Source organism: Paenibacillus amylolyticus (genome assembly GCF_003719335.1).
GTDB classification, from domain to species: Bacteria; Bacillota; Bacilli; order Paenibacillales; family Paenibacillaceae; genus Paenibacillus; species Paenibacillus amylolyticus_D.
Window position 1 is genome coordinate 259,142 of the sequence record NZ_RIAS01000009.1, and the last position, 24,669, is coordinate 283,810.

The window sequence follows — 24,669 nt, forward strand, 5'->3', positions numbered from 1 at the left end:
AAATGATTCGTAGTAACAGTCCAGTTGATATAATCATACCTATATATAATGCGTTTGAAGATTTGGTTGAATGTGTTGATTCGCTATTTTTAAATACAGCCGAGCATGAGTTCAGACTATTTCTTATTAACGATTGCAGCCCAGACAATAGAATAGAACATTATTTAGAGAGTTTGAATTTTTCTAATATAGTGAAAGTTTCTAATGATACGAATCTAGGATTTGTGAAAACAGTTAATAAAGGAATGAGTATTTCTAACAATGATGTGATTTTGCTTAATAGCGACACTATTGTTACAGAAAATTGGCTATCGAAACTTGTCCAATGTGCTTATTCAAATGAAAGAATAGCAACTGTCACTCCTTTCACAAATAATGGTACCATTTGTTCCGTGCCTAATTTCGGTGAAGATAATGAGGTTCCAAATGGATTTACAATTAATAGATTTGCTGAAATGATAGAAGACATATCTATGAGAAAATATCCACAGTTGCCCACTGCTGTTGGTTTTTGTATGTATATTAAACGTTCAGTTCTAGATGAGATTGGACTTTTTGACGATGAATCATATTCAAAAGGTTACGGTGAAGAAAATGATTTTTGTTGCCGAGCAACTGAATACGGCTATATTAACGTGCTTGATGATGCGACCTTTGTGTACCATAAAGGATCAATGTCATTCAAAGATGATAAAGAAACTTTAATCGTTCGAAATTCGGAAGTTTTACGAAAGAAATATCCATACTATTTTGATAGAGTTAATAGTTTTCTGGCGTCAAACATGGTTTTTCCGTTGGTAGAAAATATAAAAAAACAACTACCGGCATATTCAAAGATACCTAAAAAAAGGATTCTATTATTGACTCACAACACTGTTGATGAAGATTGGTTGTTCAAACGCGGTGGGACTGAAATGCATGTTAAAGATATAATAGACGGGTTGGAAGAATATGAGTTTTACACATTGACTACACATGGAACACGGGTGTTGCTTAAAAAATTCAGTAATAACGTCACAATGAATTATAATTTTTTTATTGAATATCCAATCGAGGCACACACTTTTTATCAAGCCGACTATGCAAAGATTCTGAATATTATAATAAAGGGTTTGTCTATAGATTTAATTCATGTACATCATCTACAAAGGCATACGTATGATATTTTTGGTATAGCTAATAATTTAAACATTCCTTTAGTTTACACTGCGCATGATTATCATCTAATTTGTCCGTCTATTCTATTAATGGATCACAATGGTGAATACTGCTACGATGATATTTCAATTGAAAAATGCAATAGTTGCCTGCAATCAAAGATGGGTTACGGCACGGCATTTAGACAACAATGGCGTAACGAGGTATTGAAAAATTTACAATTCATTAGTTTGATGATCTATCCTTCTGAATCGGTAAAAGTATATTTTGAGAAGGAATATCAAATTAATAAACTAAATATTCCCTTCAAAATTACTGAGCATGGAATAGTTGTTACAGAAGAAGAGGACAAAAATAGGGATTCTGTATCGAACAAAAGTTTTACAGATAGAGGGTTTATTAATGTTGCTTTTGTTGGTAATTTCGCGAAACACAAAGGAAGCGATATCATAAGAGAAGTTTTAGCTAAGAATAACCGCGATATCGCGATAAATTGGTTCCTTATAGGCGATATTCAAGATCGTTTGTTGGATGAATATAGTAATGGAACAGTGTATAAAATAGGTGGATACAACCGTAATAATTTATCAATGCTTTTAAAACAATATCAGATTGATATTGTTTGTTTACTGTCTGTGGTACCAGAAACTTTTTCTTATACTCTATCTGAAACTTGGGCAGGAGGGATCCCAGTAATTGTTAATGATCGCGGAGCATTAGGCTCAAGGGTAGAAGATAACAAAAGTGGCTGGCTTGTTAAGAATTTATCGAGTGATAATTTATTTAACAAGTTGTTGGAAATTAGTAAAGACTATGATATGTATTCGAATGTTAAGGATTATGTTTCAAATAATCTTAAAGTAACAACTATAGTGAATATGATCTCGAGTTATAGGAGAATTTATAAAGAGAATATTAATGATGAAGTTAGAGAGATAGCCCAAGTTGAAAAAACAACATTAAATAAGGAATTGTATGAAAGCCTAGTTGTTTTGAATCAAAATAACATTCATCTGGAAAGAGAATTACAATACAAGGATCTGCAACTTCAGGCCATATACAACACATTAGGTTGGAGATTGTTAAATTATCTTAGAAAGAACAAAGGTGTTATGGTTATAGGGAAAAAGGTGCTTACTCATTTAATTCAAATCAAAAGTAGAAAATAAAGGGGCTATATATGAATAATTATGCAGTTGAATTATCTAATGTAGGGAAAGAATTTCAAACTTATGCTAATCCTATAAATAGACTCAAGGAACTTTTATTTGAAGATAGGGAATATTCAGAAAAATTTACAGTTTTAAAAAATGTCAATTTGAGAATTCCTCGAGGTCAAACTATCGGATTAATTGGCGAGAATGGAAGTGGAAAGAGCACATTATTACAACTTATATGTGGCATTCTAAAACCAACTACTGGAGTAGTTAGTGTGGAAGGGAAAATCTCTGCGCTCTTGGAACTTGGGGCGGGCTTTAACCCCGAATTTACTGGGAGAGAAAATGTATACATGAATGGTGCCATCCAAGGCTTCACTAGAGCTGAAATGGATGTTAGAATGCCTATTATAGAGGGATTTGCAGAAATAGGAGAGTTTATTGATAAACCCGTAAAAACTTACTCATCTGGTATGTATGTAAGACTTGCCTTTGCTTCTGCTATCAATGTAAACCCTGACATACTTATTGTCGATGAAGCATTAGCAGTGGGAGATTTATATTTTCAATTAAAATGTATTGAAAAAATAAAAGAATTTAAAGAAAGTGGTAAAACCATAATATATGTATCTCATGACACTTATTCAGTGAAAAATATTTGTGATTATGTAGTTTGGATCAAGGAAGGCAATATATTTGAACAAGGTGATCCTGTACAAGTAGTGCCGCATTTTGAAGACTATATGAAACTGAAAAAAGATATAAATTCAAATGTTTCCAATAAAACCGAATCTACTTCTACGTCTGAAGAATTAATGTTGAAGATTGTTGAAACTAATTGTTATGAATATAAAACTAGAAATGTTAAACAACAGTTTGAAGTCAACGATAGTATGACCATCTCTGTTAATTATGAGCTATTAAAATCTGTCGATGAAATTGTTGCAGGGGTTGCTATTTTCGGGGCAGATGGCTCTAGTATATGCGGACTTAACACAAAACTTGACAGTATAACTATTAAACCAAATTTAGGCGAAAACGAACTATTCATTCACTATAGTGATTTGAATTTATTCCCAGGAACCTATACTATTCACGTTGGCTTCTTTGAAAGAGAGGCAGTTGGTCGTATGGATTATAAAGCAGATACCGGTTCCTTTAATATAATTAGTAGCTCTTACAAAGGTGAAGGGGTCGTACTACTAAAGCATGAATGGGAAGTGAAGTGAATGTCAAAGTATGACTATGAAGTTGATTTAACAAAAGAAACTTCTGCATCAAAAATTATTAAGCTTATTAGTGGTAATTCAAGGGTTCTTGAAATTGGTTGTGCATCCGGTTATATGACCAAAATACTTCGAGAAGAGAAAGGTTGTGTCATTGATTGTGTTGAAATCAATGAAGATGATGCCTTGAAAGCTCAAGTATACTGTAACGAAATGCTAATTGGAGACATTGAGAAAATTGATTTTAGTTTTTTAAAGAGCTGGGGGAAGTATGATTATATATTATTTGCTGACGTGCTGGAGCATCTGAAGCATCCAAAAGTAATATTGGAAAAATGCAAAGATTTGTTGAATATTAATGGCCAGGTAATCGCATCGATCCCCAACATGGCTCATTCTTCGATAGTATTTAATTTACTAAAAGGAGACTATAATTATCAAAATATTGGCTTGCTTGATAATACACATTTAAAATTCTATACGAAAAAATCAATAGTACAACTTTTCGAAGAATCAGGCTATTTTATTAAAATTGTTGATCGTGTAAAGATATATCCTCAATTTTCGGAGTTTTCTATAGATATTGAAAGCTATCCTGATGAGATTATTAATTATGTCTACAGAAATAATTCAGAAGCAGACACTTATCAATTTATTCTTTATTCAAAAGTGTTATCTGAAGAGAATCGCTATGAGGAAATTTTGAAGGAGAAGAGTCAGATAGAAACTAAAGTTTTAGAACTTCAGAATATCATTAATCACCAAAAAGATTCTTTGAAAATGCAAATTGATTACTCTGAGCAACTTGAATCTTTGGTTCATAGGAAAGATTCCGAATTCAAATTATTAGAAAATGAACTCGAAAATTCTCGAAAAAAACTCGAGTCTCAAATAGATGACAATACTAAACTAAAATTAATGATCAAAACAACAGATGAGGATTCCAAAAAGCTAGAGAGTATCGTTTTAGAAAATGAAACTTTGAAAGATCAGATTAATATGTTAAAAGATACTTTACAAAAACAAAATGAAAAATATGAAGATATAACAAGGGAATTTTCAACTTACAAAAACTCAAATTGGTTCAAAAAAATAAGCGGGAAAATATAATATATGAAAGATATTCTAATAATTTCTCCTTCTCCAATAAAAAACAAAATGTCTGGTCCAGCAATTAGGTATTGGGAGATAGCTAAAAACCTTTCACATGAAAAAAGAAGAGTAACAGTGTTAGTTCCAAATAGTGATTTCATACAGGGTGAGGGCTTTGTTGTGAAAAAACTAACAGGAATAAATTTGTGGAACAGTTTGTTGAAGTGTGATGTCGTTTTATTACAAGGGCTTTCCATTTGGAAATATCCTTTCATTAAATATTTTAACAAAGCAGTTGCAATTGACCTGTATGATCCATTTAATCTAGAGAACCTTGAAAGTTTTGAAAAGCATGGATATATAGCGAATCTGAAATATAAAACAACTATGGCAGTTATTGAAGAGCAGATTCAAAGAGGCGACTTTTTTTATTGTGCTTCCGAGAAACAAAAGGATTATTGGTTAGGTATGATTTCTGCTAAACGACTTACTCCTAAATTATATGCAAGTATCAACAAAGACATTAAAGAATTAATAGGAACTGTTCCATTTGGGATACCTAATGAGAAACCGAGAAAAACTCAGCATAAAGTGATCAAAGGGAAATGTCCAATTATAAGTGAAAACGATAAAGTTGTTCTGTGGGGGGGAGGAATTTGGGACTGGTTAGATCCCGAATCTTTAATTCAAGCTATGGCTAGAGTAAAGCGTAGTCGTAATGATATTAAGTGCTTCTTTATGGGGGTTAAACCTCCGAGTGGAGGAACACCAAGAAAGTTGAGCCAATTGATAAACCTTACAAAAGATTTAAATTTAGAAGATACTGTTTATTTCAATGATTGGGTTGATTACGATCAGCGGAGTGACTATCTCCTCGAAGCGGACATTGGGGTCTCTCTTCACGAGAATCATTTGGAAACTAGGTTTTCTTATAGAACTAGATTGCTTGATTATGTGTGGTGCGAGCTCCCAATTCTTGCTTCCGAAGGCGATGTCTTTGCAGAAACTATAAAAAAATATAATCTAGGATCAGTTGTATCTGAAAAGAATATAGATGAGATATCTAAAAGAATTATTGAAATGATTAACATAGGGAAACAGAGAGTCTATCCAGAAGAGAATCTTGAAGTTTTTACATGGTCCTCGGCAGTGTCTAATTTAATTAAGTTTTGTGACGCTCCAGTTAGAAGATCACAACGATTTAACATCATTAGTGAAGTGAAGTTTATGGTTTGGAGAGTTATGTATGTTATTATAAGACTCCAAGAAAGATATCTTAATAAATTGTGATCTTCTCATTTGAATAGCAATAATTATTTGTAATATTTTTCCGATGGGCTATTCAAAATTACGCCATTTTTATTATATATGACGCATTAGAAGGAATTAACAATTGGGAATTATAATTTTTTGAAAATTAAGTTGGTGTAAATTTAAACCCATAATCATGCGCTTTACTAGAATATATGCCACACTGCATTTCAAAATATAGTTGACTATACCTTTTAAGAATTGACTTCTGAGTTCGCAAATGTTTGATGAATCATATCTAAAGGAGGAAATACTTTGAGAATTATCGTTACTGGAGGATGTGGATTCATCGGATCGCATTTGGTAGACAGATTAATTAGTGAGAACCATGATGTTCTAGTAATAGATGCGTTATTCTATCCTGAGAGTGAAGAAAATTTGAATAAAAGTGCCGAATTGATGAAAATTGATATAAGGGATAAAAATCTAGAAAAAGTATTTATGAACTTTAGACCAGAAGTTGTATACCATTTAGCTGCACAAATCGATGTACAAACTTCACTTAATAATCCATACTTGGATGCTGAAATAAATATATTAGGCTCTATAAATGTTCTTCAAGCATGTAAAAATTCTGGTGTAACAAAAATAATATATTCTTCTTCTGCTGCTATATATGGCGAAAATTATGATCTTCCAATAAAAGAAGTTTCCCCAAGTATACCTATTTCCTTCTATGGGATTTCCAAATTTACTCCAGAATATTATATAAAAATGTTTTCTGATTCTTGTGATCTTGATTACTCAATACTCAGATATTCTAATGTTTATGGTGAACGACAAGTTACCCATGGTGAAGGGGGGGTGGTTTCAATATTTATTGATAACTTCCTCAGAGGAATTCCTTCTAAAATATTTGGTGATGGTAGTCAAACCAGAGATTTTATATATGTTAAAGATGTTGTAGATGCTAACATGCAAGTTATGACAAAGGGGAATAACCAAATTTTCAATATTAGCACAAATACACCTATTTCAATAAATGATTTGTACTATAAATTAGCAAGCATCGCGGACTCTTCATTAGAACCAGTATACTGCGATTCTCGTATGGGAGATATTACTCACAGTTATATGGATAATTCTAAGGTTTTAGAAGATCTAAATTGGAAACCAAGTTCTACAATAGACGAGGGACTGAGACTAACGTATAGCAATTTCGAAATTGCCAAAATAGTGAGTTAGAAGGCGGTAAAACCATGACTAAAACATTAATTATAATACCAGCTTATAATGAAGAAAAGAATATCCTTAAAGTGCTTCAGGAAGTAAAAGAAGACTTAGTTGGTGCGGATATACTGGTTATTGATGATTGTTCCAAAGACAGGACACGTGAAGTAGTCCAAAATGTTAAGGGAGTAAATCTTATTTCGCTTCCAGTTAACTTGGGATATTCTGGTGCATTACAGACTGGATTTAAATTTGCCGTAGAGAACAGCTACGACATTGTTATTCAATTTGATGGAGATGGGCAGCACATAGCATCTGAGGCAAAAGCGCTTATTAATGTATTAATTGAAGAAAATGCAGATATTGTGATTGGATCAAGATTCAAGAAGGAAAACGATTATAATCATAGTTTTTTTAGGAAAATGGGCACAAATTTTTTCAAAGTAATTATAAGAAGTGTTTGCAAAGTTGATATTACCGATCCTACTTCCGGGTTTCAGGTTTTAAGAAAGTCTGTTTTTCAAAATTATGCATTAATGAACAATTATCCTGAATATCCCGATGCAAATTTGATTATTGATATGTTATTAAGAGGCTTTAGAGTTTCCGAATATCAAGTTAGGATGAGGAATAGAGAATTTGGAGAAAGTATGCATAGTGGTATCATTAAGCCCGTTAAATATATGATTAAGATGTTTTATGCGATTGTGTTTGTTTTGCTGAAATCTCAAAGACTTTCAAAAGATAATAATAAATTTAAGGAGTCTGTAAGATGATTGCAAAAATATTTTTTCTAAGTTTAGGACTTTTACTGGTTATTTATGTATACATTCGTGTTAAGAAAAACTTGTTTTCTGAAAAAGAAAGTATGCTATGGATGGTGGGTTCATTATTCCTCTTGACTCTTTCTTTATTCCCAAGTATAGTTGATTATTTTTCTCGAATAATAGGGATTAGTTATCCTCCCTCTCTATTATTTTTAATATCTATGATTTTTATTTTGTTTTTGTTACTTAGACAAAGTCAACAGATTAATGTTATGCATTCAACTCTAAAAGAATTAGTTCAGAGAAACGCTTTATTAGAAAGTAAAGTTAGGAAGTATTGTGAAAATAATGAAGATAAAAATTGATAAAAACTTGGTTGTCCAGATTTTCAGTTTTGGTCTTATAGGAGTTTTGGGGACAATTATACACACCGGAAGCTTGCTGCTTCTGGTTGAATTCTATCATTATAACCCTCTAGTATCATCTGCGATTGGATTCACGTTGTCATTAATAGTCTCTTATTTTCTCAACATTAAGTTTACTTTTAATACAAGGAATGTGAAATCTTCATTTATTCGTTATTCTTATGTTTCTTTGGCTGGTTTGTTAATTAATTTAACAATACTTTTTATTTTTCAGTATTATATTGGTGGTCAATACATGATTGGTCAATTTATAGCAATTATAATAGTACCATTTTTTAATTTTGTTTCAAATAAATACTGGACTTTTAAATCAACATAGTCAGCTAACTAGTGAGGGGGTTTTTTTATGAAAGGTATAATTCTTGCAGGAGGAACGGGCTCCCGTTTGTATCCTTTAACAAAGGTCACTAATAAGCATCTTTTACCTGTAGGTAAATATCCCATGATCTTTCACGCAGTGCATAAGCTAAAAGAAGTTAAAATCCATGACATTTTAATTGTCACAGGCAAAGAACACATGGGCGATGTAGTTAGTCTCTTAGGAAGTGGTAGAGAAATGGGAGTTAATTTCACATATAAAGTACAGGATGAAGCTGGTGGAATTGCTCAAGCTCTTGATCTTGCCGAGCATTTTGTAGGTGATGATCAAATGATGGTAATTTTAGGGGATAATGTGTTTTCCGATAATGTTACCCCATATGTTGAAAATTTTCGTAATCAAGGTATAGGGGCTAAAATTCTGATTCAAAGTGTTGCTGATCCCCAACGATTTGGAGTTCCTGAGATTGAAGGTTCGCGTATTAAATCGATCGAAGAAAAACCGCAACAACCTAAAAGCAACTATGCTGTAACCGGCATATATATGTTCGATAGTCAGGTTTTCAATATTATAAAATCGTTGGAACCATCCGCACGTGGAGAGCTCGAGATAACAGACGTCAATAATGTATATATCCAAAAGGGACAATTGACCTTCGATATATTGGAGGGCTGGTGGACCGATGCTGGGACGCATACTTCTCTAGCTAAAGCAAATGAGTTAGCGCATAATATTATTTTTGAAGAAGAGTTTGGAAAGCTAAAATTATAGTAAAAGGGGAGTTCAAATAATGAAAGTGACTTCCGCCAAATTGCAGGCTGCTGTGTTACTAGAACCGGTAGTTCACGGTGATCACCGTGGCTTTTTCATGGAAAGTTATAACGATAACGTCATGAAACAAAATGGGATTCACTATGACTTTATTCAAGATAACCAATCTTTGTCTGCTCAACCCGGGGTACTTCGTGGACTACATTACCAGCTTAATCCGAAAGCTCAAACCAAGTTAATCCGTGTCCTTTCCGGCGCGATCTACGATGTTATCGTAGATATTCGTAAAGGGTCCCCAACGTTTGGTCAATGGGAAGGTTTTATTCTCAGCGAGCATAATCATCGTCAATTGTTGGTTCCAAAAGGGTTTGCTCACGGTTTTTGTACTTTGGTTCCAGACACCCAAGTCTTGTACAAAGTAGACGAATACTATTCCCCGGAGCATGATCGCGGCATATTATGGAGTGATCCGGCACTTGGAATTGATTGGCCTACGTCCAATCCTGTCTTGTCCGATAAGGATCAGAGGCATCCATTGCTGAAGGACGCGGAGATCAATTTTAATTTTTGAAGTGAAGTAATTAGGAGGTTCCCATCCCATGAAACTGCTCGTTACCGGCGGCGCCGGATTTATTGGAAGTAATTTTGTTATGTATATGCTTGAGCAGTACCCGGACTATGAAATCGTCAATGTAGATGCACTTACCTATGCGGGTAATTTAGAGAATTTAAAATCTCTTGAGGGTAACAAACGACATACCTTTATCAAAGCAGATATTACGGATGCTGCCCAGATGGATCGTTTGATAGGCCAGGGTGTAGATGTAGTCGTTAGTTTCGCAGCAGAATCACACGTGGATCGCAGCATCATGGAGCCGGACGTTTTTGTACGTACGAATGTGAATGGAACCCAGGCACTGCTTGAAGCGGCTAAAAAACACAATATCACCAAATTCGTTCAAGTATCGACGGATGAGGTGTATGGATCTTTAGGTCCAACCGGTTTGTTTACAGAGGATACTCCTCTTCAACCTAACAGCCCTTACTCTGCTTCCAAAGCAGGAGGAGATATGCTGGTGCGTGCTTACCACGAAACCTTTGGTTTGCCTGTAAACATTACGCGTTGCTCTAACAATTATGGCCCGCTTCAGTTCCCGGAGAAGCTCATTCCGCTTATGATCTCACGGGCATTGAATGATGAAGCTCTACCTGTATACGGAGATGGCTTGAACATTCGGGATTGGCTTTATGTAGAGGATCATTGCAGTGCGATTGATCTTGTTATTCACAAGGGACGTAACGGTGAAGTCTATAATATCGGCGGTAACAACGAGCGGACGAACATACACATTGTGAAGACCATCTTGGAGCAGTTAGGAAAACCTGAGTCTTTAATCCAATATGTACAGGATCGTCTGGGACATGACCGGCGTTATGGCATCGATCCAACCAAAACGATGACCGAACTTGGCTGGAAGCCTAAGCATAACTTCGAGACAGGAATTAAGGAAACAATTCAGTGGTATTTGGATAACAAGGATTGGTGGACACGTATTCAATCTGGTGCTTATCAGGAGTACTATGAGAAGCAGTATGGAGCTCGTTTGGGAGACGATAAGGCATGAAGGTTCTCGTAACGGGTGCAAGCGGCCAGCTTGGAAAGGATGTTGTGCTTCTTTTAGAAAAAGAGGGGCATGACGTTCTCGCTTGTGACCGGGATCAGATGGATATCACCAATCAAGCTCAATGTAACGAGGTTATATCTTCATATCATCCAGAGGTCATTATACATTGTGCAGCGTATACTGCGGTGGATGCAGCAGAGACCGATACGGATGGTGCATACAAGGTGAATGCAGTAGGCACACGTAACGTGGCTGTAGCTGCAGAGAAAGTCGGAGCCAAGCTGATTTACATCAGTACAGATTACGTCTTCGATGGTCAATCGACTACTCCTTATCAGGAATACGATGATACAAATCCTCAAAGTGTGTATGGCAAATCCAAACGAGCCGGAGAGTGGCTGGTACAATCATTGTGCTCTAAATGGTTTGTAGTACGAACCTCTTGGGTGTATGGCCTTCACGGTAATAATTTCGTCAAAACCATGTTGAAGCTGGGTCAGGAGAAACCGAAACTTCAGGTTGTTCATGATCAAAAAGGGTCGCCCACATATACTGTGGACTTGGCTTTGTTCCTTATCGAACTAATGGGAACAGAGATGTATGGGATATATCATGCTTCTAATCGTGGAGATTGTACCTGGTATGAGTTTACCCAAGCTATATTTGAGGAAGCTCAAACTGTTGTCGGGGTTTCCATTCAAGCTGAATTGGAACCTTGCACAACAGAGCAGTTTCCAAGGCCGGCTCCTAGACCTGTTAATTCAGTAATGGATCACTTGTCGATTCGTACTAACGGTTTGACAGATCTCCGCCCTTGGCGGGAAGGTTTACGTGATTTTATCCGTTCTATGTCATAACCAAAACAAATCTAGTACTCAATAATGAACTCTCGCTCTTGTATTTCCGGGCGGGAGTTTTCGTATATAATAAAAAGAAAAGTTTAAATTTGAGGTGCAGAGTGAACCAATCTAAAGTATGTGTCATGCTTTCTACATATAACGGTGCAAAGTATATTGAGGAACAACTTGAAAGTTTGATCGCACAACGCCACATCGAGATGGATATTTACATCCGGGATGATGGCTCTTCCGATGGAACTCTCCTGAAAATCCGTAAATTTGCTGGATCTATTCCCCAGGAGATCGGAATCCATATTTTTGAAGGTGAGAATGTAGGTGTAATCGGAAGCTTCTTTGAACTGATGTGTTTAACGCAGCCGAAATATGATTTTTACGCCTTTTGTGATCAGGACGATGTGTGGCAGCCTTACAAACTCAGCAGGGCTGTGGAACAACTTCAATCAAGGTCATCTGATATTCCGCTGATGTATTGTTCTTCTACTCAAATGGTAGATCAGGAATTGAACCATTTGAACATATGGCCTAAGCTTCCCCCTAAACCACTCAGTATGTATAACGCGTTGGTTGAAAATTGTTGTGTGGGTTGTACCATGGTTCTGAATCCAGTAGCATTTGAGCATCTCATGGCTAATTTACCCTCTGATCTCACAAGTATCCTTATGCATGATCGTTGGATTTACCTTTACGTTAGTACTTTTGGAGAGGTGATCTTTGATGAAGAGCCTTCCATTCTGTATCGGCAGCATCAGGAGAACGTTATGGGAGGTAGCAATGAAGGATGGAGTACAAAATGGAAAAGAAGATTTGATCGATTTATAAATGTAGGAAGCCTCAAATTAAGTGAGCAAGCAAGGTTATTTGATGACATATATGGACGGTATCTAACTTCAACTCAATCAAAAGACATTAAACATTTTTTGAATGGATTAGAAGATAGCTTTATTAATCGGATAAAGTATGTCCTGAATATGCCATTCTACCGTCAAGCCTCTCTGGACAACCTTGTTCTCAAACTCATATATGTAATGAAGAAGGTTTGAAGTTGCAACTTGAATCTACTTTAAGTCCCTTCTGATGCCAACATATGCTATACTTTCAATAGTTAAACATGAGACGAAGTCAGGAGTTTTCAAAATGATTCATACAACTGATGCTTCACCAAACGAAGTATCACATATAAATAAAAATGATAAGGTTGACGTTAGCATCATCATCGTTAACTACAATACACGCCAACTGACCCTGGATTGTTTGGCCTCAGTTTATGCGTCTCAGACCTCTTACCAATATGAGATTATTGTCGTAGATAATGCTTCGCGAGACGATTCGGTTGGGGCTATTCAACATGCTTATCCGAATGTGCGGATGATCGCTAACTCTGCCAACACAGGCTTTGCTGTAGCCAACAATCAAGCAATGGAAGTTGCCAGCGGACGCTACATTCTGCTCCTAAATTCTGACACGGTCGTTCAGCCAGATACGCTCCATACGATGGTCTATTTTATGGATCGCCATCCCAAAATGGGGGCCTCCGGTTGTAAAGTCATTCTTCCGGACGGCTCACTGGATAAAGCCTGCAAAAGAGGATTTCCCACACCATCTGCGTCATTCTACTACGCGTTTGGGCTTTCACGGCTTTTTCCGGATCGGCCGAAGTTTAATCAATATCAATTGGGGCATCTTAGTCCAGACGATGAATATCCAGTAGATTGTCTGGTTGGTGCATTTATGTTGGTACGTCGTGAGACCATTGAGCAGATTGGTGGATTGGACGAGACGTTTTTTATGTATGGTGAAGATATCGACTGGTGTTATCGTATTAAAGAGGCAGGGTGGGGCATTTATTACTATCCGCGTACATATATTGTGCATTATAAGGGTGGTAGTGCCCGTCGCAAACCTTTGAAAATTACGTATGAGTTTCATAGAGCAATGTGGGTGTTTCACCGCAAGCACTACGCTAAGAAATATAATCCACTGATGAACGGAGCCGTATGGATGGGCATTTCTTTAAAGTTTACGTTATCCCTCCTGCGTAACTGGGTATCTCTGCCTTCTCGTTCGAAGAGAACTGTTACACCGACGAGAACGGAAAACGAAGTATCATCCGAGGTGAAATCATGATTCGGCGTAATCAACGGTTTTTAACTCAATTGTATATCGCATCTGACTTTGGCGTTATTCAGCTTTCATTTTTGCTGGCGTGGTGGTTGAAATTTGAAAGTGATCTCTTGATAAATCAGAACCCGCTACCTATAGAAAAGTACTTGATGTGGAGCCTAGTATACGCGGTACTTGCTATATTGGCAGGTTTGTTATCTTCACTTTATGTACCTAAACGCAAAAAGCGCTTTGTTGATGAACTTTGGAAAATTGTCCAATCTCACGGTATAGCCTTCTTCATGTTGCTCAGTCTAATGTTCTTTTTCAAAGAAGTAAATATCTCGCGCGCATATCTCGCGATGTATATAATCGGTAATGTGTCCTTCACATTGATTTATCGTTACATGGTGAAGTTACAATTAAAACATTTGCGCAAAAAAGGCTTCAACCGTCAGTTTGTGCTGATCCTTGGAGCAGGTTCACTTGGGAAACGTTTCTATGACAATCTCAAAAGTTATCCTGAACTCGGGTATGAAGTTACGGGCTTTCTGGATGATTACCGACATTGGAATCAAGTGGAACAGAAGAGATACAGCCCGATTCTAGGGAAAATCGACGAACTTGAAGAATTTTTGTCTACACACTATGTAGATGAGGTAATTCTGGCTTTGCCGCTGGATGCACATGATAAATATTCGCATATTATCAATGTGTGTGAGAAGGCTGGAGTGCGCACACTAATTATTCCGGATTTCTTTGATTATCTACCGGCACGCCCTCACTTTGATAACTTTGCAGGTATGCCGATGATTAATGTGCGTGACATTCCGCTCGATATTACCATTAATCGTCTTATGAAACGTACGTTTGATATTGTGTTTTCGCTCGCGGCAATCATCTTCACATCTCCTATTATGCTCATTGTAGCGTTGGGGGTGCGTTTGACCTCGGCAGGGCCGGTTATCTTTAAACAGGAGCGTGTTGGACTTAACAGACGTAACTTCATGATGTATAAGTTCCGTTCTATGAAGGCGATGCCTGAAGGTTTGGAAGACACAGGATGGTCAACTCAAAATGATCCACGTCGTACCGCCTTTGGAACGTTTATAAGGCGTACGAGTTTAGATGAGTTGCCTCAATTTTTCAATGTGTTGTTAGGACATATGAGCGTGGTGGGTCCGAGACCGGAGCGACCGTATTATGTCAATCAGTTTCGGGATGAAATTCCTAAGTATATGATTAAACATCATGTTCGCCCAGGCATTACGGGATTAGCGCAGAGTAAGGGATTACGAGGGGATACCTCTATTGAGGATCGGATTGAACAGGATATTTTTTATATTGAGAACTGGTCTTTATTATTTGATATTAAAATTATATGGGAAACCATTCGCAATGGTTTGAAAAATGCATATTGAGTTTTCATGTAGATATGAGAAGGGGCACCAGATAACGACAGATGAATTGAATGATCTCTCTGGCTTCCCTTATCTGATCCTTGTCTCACACCATTGAAAGTCGCCCTAGGGCGGCTTTTTTGTTTTGCCCCTGCTTGATTCGGGTAGTTAGTTACCAAAAAGTAATGTTACACAACATGTACCGTCGTTAATAGTAAGTGAACAGCAATAATTAATTTGTGATACTTGTAAACTACTTTGACTAATACGTCTGCAAAGGATGTGTAAATGATATGAAACGTATTGCCGCCGTTTTGACACTGTTGCTCGTTACCGTAGGTACACTCTTTTGGGCACATGACAGTCAAAGTGAGGAGCAACGTGATGGATTTGCAAACTACCGATTAATCGCCCATGCGATGGGCAGTATTCGGGAACAGCCTTACACCAACGCGTATGAAGCGATGATTGCCAATTATGAAAAAGGTACACGGGTATTCGAAATAGATTTCATGCTCACTTCGGATCGCGTAGCTGTAGCCAGACATGAGTGGACGGCTAATATGAGCAAAATGCTGGGACAGGATGAAGAGTTGCCAGAGCATAAGCAGGCCGGGGCGCTTACACACGATGAATTCATGAACACACCGATTCTTGGCATGTACCAGCCAATGGATGCCGATGGAATTATGAAAGTGTTATCCAAGTACCCGGATATGTATATTGTAACGGATACCAAAGAGCAGAAGGACGAAGATATCCAGCAAGTGCTTCGATCATTGGTTAATGCAGCGAAGAAACATGATTCATCAGCTCTAAGTCGAGTGGTGGTACAGATTTATAATGAACCTATGCTTGAAAAAGTAAAGGAGGTTTACAACTTCCCGTCCATTATCTACACGTTATACGCTACACAAGATACAGAGAGCCAAGTTGTTGATTTTGTGCAAAATAACGATATTGATGCTGTAACGATGCCGGAATATAAAGTAAACCAGAACTTTGTCGCTAAGCTGAAGAAGGCTGGGGCAGTCACCTATGTGCATACCATTAATGATACCCAGCAGGCGGTCAATTATGAAAAATGGGGTGTGTATGGGGTGTACTCCGATGTCCTGACAGAGCAGGAAATGGAAGATATGAATACAAGGTTTGCTTGGAAACCTTAAATCATTCAAAACCCAGAAGAGACTCAATATATGCTAAAAAACATTTGTAAGAGAATCAAATTTTAAGACATAGACTTTTTAGGGATGGATACAGCAAAAAAGTCTGTGTTTTTTCTGTTCGCCTTTTATACGAACATTGACACCTACTGTCTGCTGACTTAGACTTAGTTTACAAGCTTTTTAGGATGCAGAAGAACCTCTGGAGGAATGTTCGTTGATAGACATGATTAAGCAGTGGAGACACGTATTTAAGCTCGACCCCGACAGGGAAATTACCGATGAGGCATTGGATCAGGTATGCATGTCTGGAACGGATGCGATTATCGTGGGTGGATCATCAGGTATTACGTATGATAATACGGTAGATCTGATGTCCCGGGTGCGTCGCTATGAACTGCCGTGTGTGTTGGAAGTATCCGATCTGGAGGCAGTTGTGCCTGGGTTTGACGGGTATCTGATCCCGATGGTGCTGAACACAGCGGACAGCAGATGGATGATTGGACAGCACCAGCAGGCTATCGAGCGTTATGGCTATTTGATCCCTTGGGATTTGCTGATTACCGAGGGGTATATTGTGCTTCATGCGGACTCGACTGTGGCGAGGTTAACCGGAGCAGATACGGAACTGACGACAGAGGCTGCGGTTGCTTACGCTCAAGCTGGAGAACGGTTACTGAACCTGCCCATTATATATATGGAGTACAGCGGAACTTTCGGGGATATGGAGCTGGTTGGCGAGACACATAGACAATTGGAGCGATCGCATCTCATTTATGGCGGTGGAATCGATACAGCAGAGAAAGCAGGACAAGCTGCCCAAGTTGCGGATACCATTGTTGTTGGTAATATTGTGTACAGCCATTTGAGTCAAGCATTGGAAACGGTACAAGCTGTGAAAGGCGATCGAAGTGACACCTGACCGGTTTAGTTTACCATTCTCCCATATTCCCCGTAGAATCTGTTAAAATAGAACTTTGGCTTTTATTGATTTAATTTCATTCAAGTAATAATGCTTTCAGGTGCCTAATATCTCTTAATGATCTATGTATACACAGAAACGGAAGATACGGAGTAATCTGAAGAAGTGAAATCTTTATAAAACTGAAGATTCATTACAGTTTTCTAGATATTCTTACCTACCCACAAAGTATAAGGCGACTACGTTTACACATGAACGGAGAGTGCGGAAGCGATCTGGAGAAACGAAGTGTTCGTATTTATCACCGGATTTTCCCTTTGTCAAAGGGGATCAAAAAATCTGGGGATAACGACGATCGGAAGATGCTACTGCACTCGGAGTGACCTGTGTAACCCATAGTACTCTTATATGACCAACTAACGAAAGGAGCATGCATGCATGCAACCTGTAAATATACATGACGCCGTAGCACGGCTGAACACTCCTCAGCGGCAAGCTGTTGAGGCAACGGATGGACCGCTGCTTATTATGGCTGGCGCGGGCTCGGGCAAAACCCGGGTGCTGACACACCGGATTGCCTATCTGATCGCAACACGGAAAGCACCCCCGTGGGGAATTTTGGCGATTACGTTTACGAATAAAGCTGCTCGGGAGATGCAGGATCGGGTATCCCAACTGGTAGGCGGATCTCAGGGCCGCGATATTTGGGTATCCACGTTTCACTCCATGTGTGTGCGCATCTTGCGCCGTGACATTGAACGGATCGGTTTTACATCCAACTTTAGTATTTTGGATTCATCCGACCAGTTATCCGTTATTCGTAGCTGTATGAAAGATCAGAACATCGATACGAAAAAGTTCGAACCCAAAGCTGTTCAGGCGATGATGAGCACGGCCAAAAATGAACTGATTAGTCCGGAGCAATACGAGAAACAGGCGGGCGATTATTTTGAAGGCATTGTAGCGAAGGTATATACGATGTATCAGAAACGTCTCAGAGCCAACAACTCACTCGACTTCGACGATCTGATTATGGCCACGATTCAACTGTTCAAAGAAGTGCCGGAAGTGCTTGATTTTTACCAAAAGAAATTCCAATACATTCATGTCGATGAGTATCAGGATACGAACCGTGCACAGTACATGTTGTGCCGTATGCTGGCTGACAGCCACCACCGTATCTGCGTCGTAGGGGATAGTGACCAGTCGATCTATCGCTGGCGTGGGGCGGATATTACCAACATCCTTAACTTTGAAAAAGATTACCCGGAAGCGCAGACGATCCTGCTCGAGCAGAATTATCGTTCTACTTCCAACATCCTGAATGCAGCGAATGAAGTCATCGGCCTGAATACGGGCCGCAAGCCGAAGAAGCTGTGGACGGACAAAGAAGGCGGATCAAAGATCAAGGTGTATCGTGCCGATTCCGAGCATGATGAGGGGTATTTTGTAACCTCCGAGATTAGTAAAAATGTGAAGAACGGCAAATCCTATCAGCAACATGCGATTCTGTATCGTACCAATGCTCAGTCCCGGGTTATCGAGGAAATTTTGATCAAGTCTGATATTCCGTATCAGATTGTCGGCGGCATCAAGTTCTATGATCGGAAAGAGATCAAGGATATTTTGGCTTATCTGCGTCTGTTGTCCAACCCGGATGATGATATCAGTTTGACCCGGATTATTAATGTGCCGAAGCGCAGCATCGGAGATACGACAGTAGCTAAGCTGGCTGCAGCGGCTGGAGAACGCGGGGTTTCCATTTTCCGTGTACTGCAAGTGGTTGATGATCTCGGTTTCGCTGGTCGCACGCGTAATGCACTGGTGGAGTTCTATGATATGATCGCAGCTCTGCACCAGATGGTTGAATATCTGTCCGTGACTGAACTGACCGAGAAGATTCTGGAGATGAGCCAGTATCGTGACGAGATGCAGAAGGAAAACACCATTGAATCTCGCGCAAGACTGGAGAATATTGAAGAGTTCCTGTCGGTAACGATGGAGTTTGAGAAAAATAATGAAGACAAAACGCTTGTTTCGTTTCTCACCGATCTGGCACTCATTGCAGACATCGACAGCATGAACGATGACGAAGAGGATCAGAGCGATGCGGTCACGTTGATGACGATGCACAGTGCCAAAGGTCTGGAGTTCCCTGTTGTCTTTATCGTAGGTATGGAGGAAGGGGTCTTCCCTCACAGCCGTGCTTTTATGGATAATGAAGAGCTGGAGGAGGAACGTCGTCTGGCTTACGTGGGGATTACACGGGCTGAGGAGCAGTTATTTCTCTCGTGTGCGCAGATGCGGACCTTGTTTGGGCGTACAACGGCCAATCCGCCATCCCGTTTCCTGGATGAAATCCCGGATGAGCTGAAGGAGGATACTTCCATTGCACGCGACCGTTACCGCCGAGGAACCAGCACAGGCGGAGGTTCATATGGAGGACGTGGTTTAGGCTCCAGTGGTGGAAGCAATTTCGGCGGCGCTGCAAGTGCGTCCAAGCTGTTTGAGCAACAAAGCCGAAGTGGTTCATCCGCAACAGCTTCATCTGGGCCAACGTCCCGGGTAACTACGAGTACATCCCGTCCAACCTTTGCGGCACCAACATCGGCTTCAAAATCGGCCTCATCCGAAAGTGCGGCAGGATTTAAGGCAGGCGACAAAGTGCAACACGGCAAATGGGGGACAGGTACCATCGTTGCAGTAAAAGGCAGTGGTAATGATACCGAACTGCAGATTGCATTCCCGGCTCCAGTCGGAGTGAAACGTCTACTCGCTGGATTTGCCCCGATTACCAAAGTGGAATAAGAATAAACGGCCTATTGTATGATACTGGACTGACATGAACATCGATTCTGCCATGTCTCTCGATTACAATAGGCATGTTCGTTCTACATATATTAAATATACGGAGGGATGGCCCAATATGGACCCGATGCACCGGATGGAGCAACTCGTTACCGAGCTGAACCAGCACAACTATCAGTACTACACGATGGATCAGCCGCAGATCAGTGATAAGGAGTATGACCTTCTATACGATGAACTGGTTACGCTGGAGCAGGAGAGCGGTATGGTGTTGCCGGATTCTCCCACACAACGTGTAGGGGGCGAACTGCTCAAGGGATTCACCCCGCATCGTCATTTATCCCCATTATGGAGTTTGGACAAAGCGCAGAACATTGAACAGCTTCGCAATTGGAATACACGTGTATTAAAGCTGGTGAATGACTATAACAGCAAAAACCCGAATAATCCGTTGCCTGAACCGGGTTATGTCATTGAGCTGAAGTTTGATGGACTGACCTTGAACCTGACCTATACCAACGGTGAGTTGGTGCAGGCTTCTACGCGCGGAAACGGAACGGTGGGCGAAGGTATTTTGGCACAAGTGAAAACCATCAAATCTGTTCCGCTTAAAATTCCTTATACCGGAGGTACGATTGAAGTGCAGGGCGAGGGCATTATGAACCTTTCTGTACTGAACCGATATAATGAAACGGCTGCCGAGCCGCTCAAAAATGCACGGAATGCAGCCGCAGGAGCGCTGCGTAACCTGAATCCGAAAACGACAGCTGAGCGTCGGTTGAATGCTTATTTTTATAACATTGGATACTCGGATGATATCCAGTTTGCCAACCATCAGGAAATGATGGACTTCTTGCGTGAGAACCGTTTTAAAGTTAATCCTTCACTCACCTATTTCCAAGAATTTGATGACGTTATGGAGCAACTCGAAGCAATTCAGGAAAATCGGGGGCAACTGGATTACCTGATTGATGGAGCGGTCATTAAGCTCACGGACATGCGAACTCGTGAAGTGTTAGGCTACACGGATAAGTTCCCGCGCTGGGCAGTTGCCTATAAGTTCGAAGCGGAAGAGACAACAACCGTACTGAACGAAGTCGTGTGGAATGTTGGCAGGACGGGTAAAGTGACGCCGCTGGCGCGGGTAGAAGCCGTTGAACTCGCTGGAGTGACCGTGCAGAACTGCACGCTGAACAATGTGGGTGATATTGAACGTAAAAATCTGAAATTTGCGCTGGGTTCACGTGTCTTTATTCGTCGTTCCAATGATGTTATTCCTGAGATTCTCGGCAAAGTGACTGAGGAGAATGACGGAGAAGAGATCATCTATCCAGAGCAATGCCCGGCATGTGGATTCCCGTTAGAGCAACGCGGAGCGCACTTGTTCTGTAATAACAAGCTGGCATGCAAACCGCAGACGGTTGCTCGTATCTCGCATTTTGCCTCCAGAGACGCGATGGACATTGAGACCTTCAGTGAGAAAACAGCGATTCAGCTATATGATGAATTGAACGTGCGTGAACCAGCTGATCTATATACATTGCAGTTCGATGATCTCGTGAAGCTGGAGCGATTTGGCGAAAAGAAAGCGAATAACCTTCTCGCAGCGCTCGAGCAGAGTAAAGATCGGGACCTGGCTTCTTTCCTGTATTCCTTGGGTATCCCCAACACTGGAAAATCCACCACGCGTATGCTCGCCGATCATTACCGTGATCTGCATGCCATCATGAATGCTACTGTGGAGGAACTGGTTGAACTCCCCGATGTAGGTGGGATTGTTGCGGAGAGCATCGTGAATTTCTTTGCCGATCCGTTCACACAGGCTGCTATTGAGAAAATGCTGAATTTGGGTGTGAAAGCACAGGCACCAGAAGCGCCAGCGGTTGTGGTGGAGGATTCTTTCTTTAGTGGTAAAACGGTCGTGCTTACAGGAACACTGCATCAATTGACGCGTGAAGAAGCAACGCAGAGACTTGAAGCGCTTGGTGCGAAGGTCACGGGGAGTGTATCGAAAAAAACAGATCTTGTCATAGCTGGAGAGAAGGCAGGCAGCAAATTAACGAAAGCTCATGATCTCGGTATTCCGACTATTGAAGATGAGGACGAATTGGTACGCCTGCTGAATCCGTAGAACGTTAATATCTACAGTTTTGCGTCAGCACGTGTCATAGGCATTAATTAGGTACTTGATACAAGTAGCTTGTAAAGAAAGAGGCCTCCAAAAACACGCAAATGTCGTGTCAGGAGGCTTCTTTTGTATACGCTGGAGATCTGTTATGAACCCGTTATATTTGGAAAACGCTGAGAAGCACCGGATAACCATGCATCTTTGTCGTATCCCCGTTCTTCCCAATACCCGATATGCTCGCTGTCGATGACTTCAATACGGTTCAACCACTTGACCGATTTGTAGGCGTACATCTGCGGAATAACGAGTCGTACAGGTCCACCAAGATCCGCAGGGATAGGTTTGCCGTCATGCATGACCGCAATCATAATATCATCCATTTGTGCCTGCTCTAGTGTGATCGCATCGGTATATACCCCGTCTCCGGAATAAAATTTGACGCTGTGCGCTCCAGGCTTTATACCGGCATTCTCCAGAACATGCTTCAGAGGAATGCCTTCCCATGTATTCTTGTACACGGACCAGCCAGTAACGCAGTGGAAATCACTGACTTGCACGGTGCGTGCAAGCTTGACGAACTGTTCCCAATTCCAGATCTGAGCACGTTCTACAAGACCATCTACCCGAAATGACCAGTTTGCATTAGAGAATGATGGAATGGGGGTTACCGTATATACACGAAAATGTCCCTCGGCGCCCCCGCCAATTGGAGGAGATGAAGAAGATAAAGGTTGCGGAAGTGGAACCATCCGATTGGGGTCAGTCTCAAGCATGCTGTCTATGCTGTTATCAAACTTGAGGTTTTTACCTACCCATGATACAAATGTAGGTCCAAGAGTAACGGCGAGTCCTATACCCACAGCAGAACGGATGAAGGCTCGACGGGTGTATACAGGTTGCGGTTTCTCTATGTTTGGGACGTTATTTCTATTAGAGTCTTTGTGTGCATGGAGAACAGATGAGGCTGCTGGTCTGTTATCCGTGTCTGATTCCTCTTCCTTGGAATAGGGACTTTCGGCTTTTTCCACACTTGGTTTCTGTATGGATGGTTCATTATGGATCGTACGGCGTGTAGAGTCTTTTAACCAGCGCGTACGTGTGATGGAGTGATAGATAATATAAGGTAAACCAACCCATGTGAGTAAATCGTGAATCAGAAGTGCGGCATTGGACCATCGTGGCCCCACAAGCTTGAACTGCCATAAGACGATGCCAGATAATAGCCATCCAATCAGAAGTGCAAGAACGATGATGGTATTTGCCTTTTGCCATGGCTTATTGCGAAGTTGCTTCCAATGCTTGCCGGCCAAAAATAAGTAATACACGACAGGCGCAAGCATAGCAATGCCCACGGCAATATGTAACCATTTTAACCAAACACGTCCGATACCCAGAGTTTCACGCCAAAAGCCACCAATTAATATGAGACCCGTAATGGCAAGAACCACAACAATCCAGGCATTCCAGGCATGAATAGAAACGAGCTTCTTGCCGTAGCCTTTACGCATCACTTTTAACCATTGTTTCAAATGTTTTCACCTCGCGTCATGGATTTGAACTAGAAATCGAAATCGTAGGCTAAAAGTAGAATCATGATAGATCGATTTTCAAAAAAATCAAAAGCGGATCTAAAACGAGTGCAGGAAGGTTGTTTATAAAATGTGATCCCGGTGTTGCACAGTTAGAACTTTTATCAACCTAGGCTACTTCCTCTAATTAAAGATACCTTATTATAAAGTTTTTGGATCACTTACTTCAAATTCGTTCTTGTTCGAGCTGTTTCTTCTTTTGTTTTGCTTTGCAAAGCCAAATGTCGCTCCATTTCAATCTTTCATTCCTAGCAACTTACAACGTTCTTACTGGAATATGAAAAAAGTTGAATAAAACACTTGCTAAAAGAATGACAGCGTGATATATTATTTCTTGTCGCTTCAAACGGAAGGTATTGAGTAGCTTTGAAGAGTGACGAAAAAGATTGTTGACAGAAATTAAGTTGACATGATATGATAAATTTCCTGTCCGGTTGACGTAAGTTGTCACAAGATAAGGTGAACAAGTTCCTTGAAAACTGAACAAATGGATAGTAACTTTTGATTTACAATGAATCGTCAGATTCAAAATGAGCTTATCGCTCTTTTCAATACCCCGATGAGTTTCACAGTGTTTAACGACGCTGATGAAATTCATCTTTATTGGAGAGTTTGATCCTGGCTCAGGACGAACGCTGGCGGCATGCCTAATACATGCAAGTCGAGCGGACTTGA

At 40.1% G+C, this 24,669-nt stretch carries 20 protein-coding genes and 1 rRNA gene; 20 read left to right on the forward strand and 1 reads right to left on the reverse strand.

All coding sequences use genetic code 11. From position 1 onward, the window contains the following. Positions 1-2 precede the first annotated feature (2 nt). The 19 genes from EC604_RS17620 (at position 3) to ligA (ending at position 22,408) form a co-directional block, all read left to right on the forward strand. On the forward strand, positions 3-2,327 hold the full coding sequence (locus EC604_RS17620; protein WP_123065401.1) for a glycosyltransferase: 2,325 nt from the start codon (positions 3-5) through the stop codon (positions 2,325-2,327). 11 nt (positions 2,328-2,338) lie between these two features. After that, positions 2,339-3,544, forward strand: a complete 1,206-nt coding sequence (locus tag EC604_RS17625; protein ID WP_123065402.1) for an ABC transporter ATP-binding protein — start codon at positions 2,339-2,341, stop codon at positions 3,542-3,544. Continuing rightward, positions 3,545-4,651 (forward strand): class I SAM-dependent methyltransferase, encoded by a 1,107-nt coding sequence (locus EC604_RS17630; protein ID WP_123065403.1) that lies wholly within the window; start codon positions 3,545-3,547, stop codon positions 4,649-4,651. It begins immediately after the preceding gene. A gap of 3 nt (positions 4,652-4,654) precedes the next feature. Continuing rightward, entirely contained in the window at positions 4,655-5,923 is a 1,269-nt protein-coding gene (locus EC604_RS17635) for a glycosyltransferase family 4 protein (RefSeq protein ID WP_123065404.1), read from the forward strand. A gap of 276 nt (positions 5,924-6,199) precedes the next feature. Then, positions 6,200-7,129, forward strand: coding sequence for an NAD-dependent epimerase/dehydratase family protein (locus tag EC604_RS17640; protein WP_123065405.1), 930 nt, complete (start codon positions 6,200-6,202; stop codon positions 7,127-7,129). 14 nt (positions 7,130-7,143) lie between these two features. Further along, entirely contained in the window at positions 7,144-7,890 is a 747-nt protein-coding gene (locus EC604_RS17645) for a glycosyltransferase family 2 protein (RefSeq protein ID WP_123065406.1), read from the forward strand. Then, entirely contained in the window at positions 7,887-8,246 is a 360-nt protein-coding gene (locus tag EC604_RS17650) for a DUF2304 domain-containing protein (protein ID WP_123065407.1), read from the forward strand. The genes EC604_RS17645 and EC604_RS17650 overlap by 4 nt, the downstream gene beginning before the upstream one ends. Next, a complete protein-coding gene (locus tag EC604_RS31060; RefSeq protein WP_123065408.1) occupies positions 8,230-8,625 on the forward strand; it encodes a GtrA family protein in 396 nt (131 codons plus the stop codon). Before EC604_RS17650 ends, EC604_RS31060 begins: the two co-directional genes overlap by 17 nt. A gap of 27 nt (positions 8,626-8,652) precedes the next feature. Next, positions 8,653-9,396: a sugar phosphate nucleotidyltransferase gene (locus tag EC604_RS17660; protein WP_123065409.1), complete on the forward strand. Its 744-nt coding sequence runs from the start codon at positions 8,653-8,655 to the stop codon at positions 9,394-9,396. A 19-nt stretch (positions 9,397-9,415) separates the two neighbouring features. Then, positions 9,416-9,967: a dTDP-4-dehydrorhamnose 3,5-epimerase gene (rfbC, locus tag EC604_RS17665; RefSeq protein ID WP_123065410.1), complete on the forward strand. Its 552-nt coding sequence runs from the start codon at positions 9,416-9,418 to the stop codon at positions 9,965-9,967. 28 nt (positions 9,968-9,995) lie between these two features. Beyond that, positions 9,996-11,021, forward strand: coding sequence for a dTDP-glucose 4,6-dehydratase (gene rfbB / locus EC604_RS17670; protein WP_123065411.1), 1,026 nt, complete (start codon positions 9,996-9,998; stop codon positions 11,019-11,021). Further along, positions 11,018-11,878, forward strand: coding sequence for a dTDP-4-dehydrorhamnose reductase (gene rfbD, locus EC604_RS17675; protein WP_123065412.1), 861 nt, complete (start codon positions 11,018-11,020; stop codon positions 11,876-11,878). Before rfbB ends, rfbD begins: the two co-directional genes overlap by 4 nt. A gap of 101 nt (positions 11,879-11,979) precedes the next feature. Further along, entirely contained in the window at positions 11,980-12,921 is a 942-nt protein-coding gene (locus tag EC604_RS17680; RefSeq protein ID WP_123065413.1) for a glycosyltransferase family 2 protein, read from the forward strand. A 94-nt stretch (positions 12,922-13,015) separates the two neighbouring features. Next, positions 13,016-14,005 carry a glycosyltransferase family 2 protein gene (locus EC604_RS17685; protein WP_123065414.1) on the forward strand — a complete coding sequence of 330 codons (990 nt, stop codon included), beginning with the start codon at positions 13,016-13,018 and terminating at the stop codon, positions 14,003-14,005. Further along, a complete protein-coding gene (locus tag EC604_RS17690) occupies positions 14,002-15,402 on the forward strand; it encodes an undecaprenyl-phosphate glucose phosphotransferase (protein WP_123065415.1) in 1,401 nt (466 codons plus the stop codon). Before EC604_RS17685 ends, EC604_RS17690 begins: the two co-directional genes overlap by 4 nt. Before the next feature lie 272 nt (positions 15,403-15,674). Further along, complete coding sequence (locus EC604_RS17695) at positions 15,675-16,550, forward strand: phosphatidylinositol-specific phospholipase C/glycerophosphodiester phosphodiesterase family protein (protein ID WP_123065416.1); 876 nt, start codon at positions 15,675-15,677, stop codon at positions 16,548-16,550. 214 nt (positions 16,551-16,764) lie between these two features. Then, complete coding sequence (locus tag EC604_RS17700) at positions 16,765-17,469, forward strand: heptaprenylglyceryl phosphate synthase (protein ID WP_123065417.1); 705 nt, start codon at positions 16,765-16,767, stop codon at positions 17,467-17,469. A gap of 438 nt (positions 17,470-17,907) precedes the next feature. Then, positions 17,908-20,277 (forward strand): DNA helicase PcrA, encoded by a 2,370-nt coding sequence (gene pcrA / locus EC604_RS17705; protein WP_123065418.1) that lies wholly within the window; start codon positions 17,908-17,910, stop codon positions 20,275-20,277. A 118-nt stretch (positions 20,278-20,395) separates the two neighbouring features. Further along, entirely contained in the window at positions 20,396-22,408 is a 2,013-nt protein-coding gene (gene ligA / locus EC604_RS17710) for an NAD-dependent DNA ligase LigA (RefSeq protein ID WP_123065419.1), read from the forward strand. Positions 22,409-22,551: 143 nt separating this feature from the next. Here the strand turns inward: ligA and EC604_RS17715 are convergent, their stop codons facing one another. Next, positions 22,552-23,934: a molybdopterin-dependent oxidoreductase gene (locus EC604_RS17715; RefSeq protein ID WP_123065420.1), complete on the reverse strand. Its 1,383-nt coding sequence runs from the start codon at positions 23,932-23,934 to the stop codon at positions 22,552-22,554. A 660-nt stretch (positions 23,935-24,594) separates the two neighbouring features. On the opposite strand from EC604_RS17715, the gene EC604_RS17720 reads away from it, so the two are divergent. Next, a 16S ribosomal RNA gene (locus EC604_RS17720) occupies positions 24,595-24,669 on the forward strand; the annotation flags it as partial.

What these genes read in the sequence shown, in the direction of transcription:
- EC604_RS17620 (WP_123065401.1), top strand. Translation starts at nt 3, where the DNA reads ATGATTCGTAGTAACAGTCCAGTTGATATAATCATACCTATATATAAT.
- EC604_RS17625 (WP_123065402.1), top strand. Translation starts at nt 2,339, where the DNA reads ATGAATAATTATGCAGTTGAATTATCTAATGTAGGGAAAGAATTTCAA.
- EC604_RS17630 (WP_123065403.1), top strand. Translation starts at nt 3,545, where the DNA reads ATGTCAAAGTATGACTATGAAGTTGATTTAACAAAAGAAACTTCTGCA.
- EC604_RS17635 (WP_123065404.1), top strand. Translation starts at nt 4,655, where the DNA reads ATGAAAGATATTCTAATAATTTCTCCTTCTCCAATAAAAAACAAAATG.
- EC604_RS17645 (WP_123065406.1), top strand. Translation starts at nt 7,144, where the DNA reads ATGACTAAAACATTAATTATAATACCAGCTTATAATGAAGAAAAGAAT.
- EC604_RS17650 (WP_123065407.1), top strand. Translation starts at nt 7,887, where the DNA reads ATGATTGCAAAAATATTTTTTCTAAGTTTAGGACTTTTACTGGTTATT.
- EC604_RS31060 (WP_123065408.1), top strand. Translation starts at nt 8,230, where the DNA reads ATGAAGATAAAAATTGATAAAAACTTGGTTGTCCAGATTTTCAGTTTT.
- EC604_RS17660 (WP_123065409.1), top strand. Translation starts at nt 8,653, where the DNA reads ATGAAAGGTATAATTCTTGCAGGAGGAACGGGCTCCCGTTTGTATCCT.
- rfbC (WP_123065410.1), top strand. Translation starts at nt 9,416, where the DNA reads ATGAAAGTGACTTCCGCCAAATTGCAGGCTGCTGTGTTACTAGAACCG.
- rfbB (WP_123065411.1), top strand. Translation starts at nt 9,996, where the DNA reads ATGAAACTGCTCGTTACCGGCGGCGCCGGATTTATTGGAAGTAATTTT.
- rfbD (WP_123065412.1), top strand. Translation starts at nt 11,018, where the DNA reads ATGAAGGTTCTCGTAACGGGTGCAAGCGGCCAGCTTGGAAAGGATGTT.
- EC604_RS17685 (WP_123065414.1), top strand. Translation starts at nt 13,016, where the DNA reads ATGATTCATACAACTGATGCTTCACCAAACGAAGTATCACATATAAAT.
- EC604_RS17690 (WP_123065415.1), top strand. Translation starts at nt 14,002, where the DNA reads ATGATTCGGCGTAATCAACGGTTTTTAACTCAATTGTATATCGCATCT.
- EC604_RS17695 (WP_123065416.1), top strand. Translation starts at nt 15,675, where the DNA reads ATGAAACGTATTGCCGCCGTTTTGACACTGTTGCTCGTTACCGTAGGT.
- pcrA (WP_123065418.1), top strand. Translation starts at nt 17,908, where the DNA reads ATGCAACCTGTAAATATACATGACGCCGTAGCACGGCTGAACACTCCT.
- ligA (WP_123065419.1), top strand. Translation starts at nt 20,396, where the DNA reads ATGGACCCGATGCACCGGATGGAGCAACTCGTTACCGAGCTGAACCAG.